Source organism: Xanthomonas sp. LMG 12459 (genome assembly GCF_009192905.1).
Classification (GTDB): domain Bacteria; phylum Pseudomonadota; class Gammaproteobacteria; order Xanthomonadales; family Xanthomonadaceae; genus Xanthomonas_A; species Xanthomonas_A sontii.
In genome coordinates this window covers 1-4,505 of record NZ_NSGT01000069.1, presented here as the reverse complement: position 1 = coordinate 4,505, position 4,505 = coordinate 1, and the positions used below count along the sequence as shown (strand labels likewise).

Genomic DNA, 4,505 nt, shown 5'->3' with positions numbered 1-4,505 from the left:
CTGGATGGCGGTGGCGCGGCCGGCGGCGTTCGCGCAGCTGGCCTTGGTGGCCGGCGCCTTCGCGATCCTCACCCATGCGTTCGTGACCCAGGACTTCTCGGTGACCTACGTCGCCGAGAACTCCAATTCGCTGCTGCCGCTGGTGTACCGCTACTCGGCGGTGTGGGGCGCGCACGAGGGCTCGCTGCTGCTGTGGACGCTGATCCTGGCACTGTGGACCGGCGCGGTCGCGCTGTACTCGCGGCGTCTGCCGGCGCACGTCGTCGCGCGGGTGATCGGCACCCTGGCGCTGGTCAGCATCGGCTTCCTGGCATTCCTGCTGTTCACCTCCAACCCGTTCGCGCGGCTGCTGCCGGCGCCGCTGGAAGGGCGCGATCTCAATCCGTTGCTGCAGGATCCCGGCCTGGTGATCCATCCGCCGCTGCTGTACGCCGGCTACGTCGGCTTCGCGGTGCCGTTCGCCTTCGCCATCGCCGCGCTTCTGGACGGCCAGGTGGACGCGCGCTGGCTGCGCTGGACGCGGCCGTGGACCAACGTGGCCTGGGGCTTTTTGACCATCGGCATCGCCCTCGGCAGTTGGTGGGCATACTACGAACTGGGCTGGGGCGGCTGGTGGTTCTGGGACCCGGTGGAGAACGCCAGCTTCATGCCGTGGCTGGCCGGCGCGGCGCTGCTGCATTCGCAGGCAGTCACCGAGAAACGCGGCAGCTTCGGCGCCTGGACCCTGTTGCTGGCGATCGCCGCATTCTCGCTGTCGCTGCTCGGCACCTTCCTGGTGCGCTCGGGCGTGCTGACCAGCGTGCACTCGTTTGCCGCCGACCCCGCCCGCGGACTGTTCATCCTGGTGTTCCTGAGCCTGCTGTGCGGCGGCGCGCTGCTGCTGTACGCACTGCGCGGCGGCCGCGTGGCGGCGGCGGCCGACGAGGCGCGGCAGCGCTTCGCCCCGGCCTCGCGCGAGACCCTGCTGCTGGCCAACAACCTGCTGCTGACCTGCGCCTGCGCCATGGTGCTGCTGGGCACGCTGTATCCGCTGCTGGCCGATGCGCTGGACCTGGGCAAGCTGTCGGTGGGGCCGCCCTACTTCGGCACCTTGTTCATCGTGCTGATGGCGCCGCTGGTGGCGTTGCTGCCGTTCGGTCCGCTGACCCGCTGGCAGCGCGAACAGGCGTCGCGGCCGCTGGCGCTGCTGGCGCCGTGGGCCGGCCTGGCGCTGCTGGCCGGGGCGATCGGCTTCTTCCTGGCGCCGCAGGGTGCGTGGAAGACCGCCGCCGGCGTCGCCGCCGCGGCCTGGGTGCTGCTGGGCACCGCGCGCTTCGTATGGAGCCGGCGCCAGCTCAAGGGCAGCCGCTTCACCGCCGAGATGCTGGGCATGACCCTGGCGCACACCGGCATCGCCGTTTTTCTGGCCGGCGCGTTGCTGGTCGAGGCCCTGGAGCAACAGCGCGAAGTGGCGCTGGCGCCCGGACAGCACCTGGAGCTGGGCCGCTACCGTTTCGAGCTGCAGGGGCTGGACCAGCGCAAGGGCCCCAACTACGTGGCCGAACGCGCGCACGTGCAGGTGCTGCGCGACGATCGCCCGCTGGCGCTGCTGCACCCGGAAAAGCGTCTTTACGCCAGCGGCGGCCAGAACATGACCGAAGCCGGCATCCACCCCGGCCTGTTCGGCGACGTCTACGTCGCCCTCGGCGAGCCGCTGGGCGGCAACGCCTGGGCGATGCGCGTCCACGTCAAACCCTTCGTGCGCTGGATCTGGCTTGGCGCGGCGCTGATGGCGCTGGGCGGTTTCGTCACCGCCGCCGACCGGCGCTTCCGTCGTTCCCCGGAGACCCCCTGATGTCCGCTCCCGCTCCACGTCGCCTGCCGCTGCCCGCCATCCTGCTGGGTGCGCTGTTCTTCCTCGGCCTGCTGGCGTTGATGGTGTATGCGGTGCAGCGTTCCGGCAGCGCCGATCGCGACGCGCTGCCCTCGGCGCTGATCGGCAAGCCGGCGCCGGCGTTCGAACTGCCGCTGCTGCACGACGCCTCGATCCGCGTGCGCAGCAGCGAGTTGCTGGGCGCGCCGTACGTGCTCAACGTGTGGGGCAGCTGGTGCCCGGCCTGCCGCGAGGAACACCCGGTGCTGACCCGCTTCGCGCTGAGCAAGCGTGTGCGGGTGATCGGCTACGATTGGAAGGACACCCGCGAGGACGCGCTGCGCTGGCTGGAGCAGTTGGGCAATCCGTTCCTGGCGGTGCTGTTCGACCCCGAAGGGCGCACCGCAATCGACTGGGGCGTGGCCGCGGCGCCGGAGACCTTCCTGGTCGACGCGCGCGGCGTGGTGCGCTGGAAGCATGCCGGCCCGCTGACCGATGCGATCATCCGCGACGAACTGCTGCCGGCACTGGAGCAGGCCGAGCGCGACGCCCCGCCGACGCGCGCCCAGGGCAAGGCCACGCCATGAGCCAGCACCGCCGGCCTGCGCTGCGGCTGGGCCTGCTGGCGCTGCTGGCGTGGTCCACGCTGGCCGGCGCCGAACCGGTGTCCGATCCGACCCCGCTGGCCTACCGCTCCGCTGCCGAGGAGGCGCGCTTCCATGCGCTGACCGCGGAACTGCGCTGCGTGCAATGCCAGAACCAGTCGCTGGCCGACTCCCACGCGCAGATCGCCATGGACCTGCGCCGCGAAGTGCTGGAACTGATGCACCAGGGCAAATCGGATGCGCAGATCAAGCAGTTCCTGGTCGATCGCTATGGCGAGTTCGTGCTGTACCGGCCGCAACTGGAAGCGCGCACCTGGCTGCTGTGGTTCGGCCCCTTGCTGCTGCTGGCCGGCGGCGCCGTGGTGCTGATCCGGATGGTACGGCGGCGCGCGCCCGCGGCGACGGCGCTGCCGCTGCAGGACGAACAGGAATGGTGAGGCGATGCTGACTTGGGGCATGTCGGCCGCGGCGGTGGCGCTGGCGGCGCTGGTGTTCGCGATGGTGCTGTGGCCGCTGCGCAGCCGCGGCCGCAACGGCGCGGTGCTGGCGGTGGCGATCCTGGCGCTGGGCGTGGCGACGGCGGCGCTGTACGTGCTGGTCGGCACCCCGCGCGCGTTGCAGGCGCAGAACCGCGAGGCACCACGCACGCTCGAGGATGGCGTGAAGCAATTGCAGGCGGCACTGGCGAAGGATCCCAACCGGGCCGACGGCTGGGCCTTGCTCGGCCGCAGCCAGATGTCGCTGGGCCACAACGCCGAGGCCGCGGCCGCATTCGCGCGTGCGGTGCGCCTGGCGCCGGAGCAGGCGCCGCTGCTGATCGAGGCGGCCGAGGCGCGAGCGATGGCCAACCCGCAACGGCAGTTCGACGACCAGGCACTGGCCTGGCTGCAGCACGCCCTGCAATTGGCGCCGGGCAGCGAACGCGGCGCCTGGTTCCTCGGCATCGCGCAGCGCCAGCGCGGCCAGGACGCCGCCGCCGCGGCCACCTGGGAAGCGCTGTTGCCGCGCGTGGATGCGGCCACCGCCGCGGCGCTGCGGCCGCAGATCGACGCGGCCCGCAGTGCGGCCGGCCTGCCCGCCTTGCCCACCGCCGGCGCCACGGCGCAGCCTGACAAGGCGCCGGCGACCGCCGGCCTGACCGTGGCGGTGTCGCTGGACCCGGCGTTCGCCGCCCGCGTGCGCCTGCGCGGCGACGCCAGCGTATTCGTGATCGCGCGCGTGCCGGGCGGCCCGCCGATGCCGGTGGCGGTGCAGAAGCATCCGCTGCAGGCGCTGCCGTTGCGGGTGACGCTGAGCGACGCGGACAGCCCGATGCCGACGCAGAAGCTCTCGCAACTCAAGCAGGTGCAGGTGATCGCGCGGCTGTCGGCCAGCGGTAACGCCATGCGCCAGGACGGCGATCTGGAATCGGCGCCGGTGACGGTCACCCTGCCGGCGACCGCGCCGGTGGAGCTGGTGATCGGCAAGCCCTAGCGCAAGCAGTCGTGTGGGAGTGACCGTGCCTGATCGGGACCGTCCGGTCGCGACCAGGCCAAGACGCCAGCAAGAATGCGAAACGTCGTTGCAGCAGCGGCTTCAGCCGCGACACGCTCTACCGGGAGGCCTGTCGCGACTGACGCCGCTCCCACGAGGCAACAGCGTGTCGGACTGGATCGCGGTGGAAGCGAATGATCAGACGCGCAGTAGATCCGGCCCGGCGTCACTCACGGACGCCATTGCGGCCCGACACGCTCCATCCCGCACCACGCATACGCCGGATGCGCAATCGCGCGGCTAGATGTGTAAACCCACCACGTTGTTCAGTGGAATTCGGGAGATGGGAGGTTTGTAGCCGAGGCTGGCGTGTGGTCGATGCCAGTTGTAATGATGCAGCCAGCCCGAGAAGGCGTTGGCGCGTTGCGTGGAGTCGATATAGGAGCGCGCATAAGCCCATTCTCGCAGGCTGGTCTGCACCAGCCGCTCGGCCTTGCCATTGGTGCGTGGCGTGTAGGGGCGGGTTCGCAGATGGCGCAGGCCGAGCCGTCGGACAAGGCGTCGGAAGCGGCGGG

At 71.3% G+C, this 4,505-nt stretch carries 5 protein-coding genes; 4 read left to right on the top strand and 1 reads right to left on the bottom strand.

The features are described 5' to 3' along the window. The 4 genes from CEK65_RS15265 to CEK65_RS15250 all read left to right on the top strand — a co-directional run. Window positions 1-1,834, top strand: a 1,834-nt coding sequence (locus CEK65_RS15265) for a heme lyase CcmF/NrfE family subunit (RefSeq protein ID WP_226980594.1), incomplete at its 5' end; no start/stop codon positions are given. Then, window positions 1,831-2,439 (top strand): DsbE family thiol:disulfide interchange protein, encoded by a 609-nt coding sequence (locus tag CEK65_RS15260; RefSeq protein WP_026143515.1) that lies wholly within the window; start codon window positions 1,831-1,833, stop codon window positions 2,437-2,439. The genes CEK65_RS15265 and CEK65_RS15260, both read left to right, overlap by 4 nt. Beyond that, the gene (locus CEK65_RS15255; RefSeq protein WP_017907310.1) at window positions 2,436-2,894 is read left to right on the top strand and encodes a cytochrome c-type biogenesis protein; all 459 of its coding nucleotides are present in this window, start codon (window positions 2,436-2,438) and stop codon (window positions 2,892-2,894) included. The genes CEK65_RS15260 and CEK65_RS15255 overlap by 4 nt, the downstream gene beginning before the upstream one ends. Before the next feature lie 4 nt (window positions 2,895-2,898). Then, on the top strand, window positions 2,899-3,930 hold the full coding sequence (locus CEK65_RS15250; protein WP_152182235.1) for a cytochrome C biogenesis protein: 1,032 nt from the start codon (window positions 2,899-2,901) through the stop codon (window positions 3,928-3,930). A gap of 300 nt (window positions 3,931-4,230) precedes the next feature. Here the strand turns inward: CEK65_RS15250 and CEK65_RS15245 are convergent. Beyond that, a partial coding sequence (locus tag CEK65_RS15245) for an integrase core domain-containing protein (protein ID WP_152182234.1) occupies window positions 4,231-4,505 on the bottom strand: 275 nt, incomplete at its 5' end.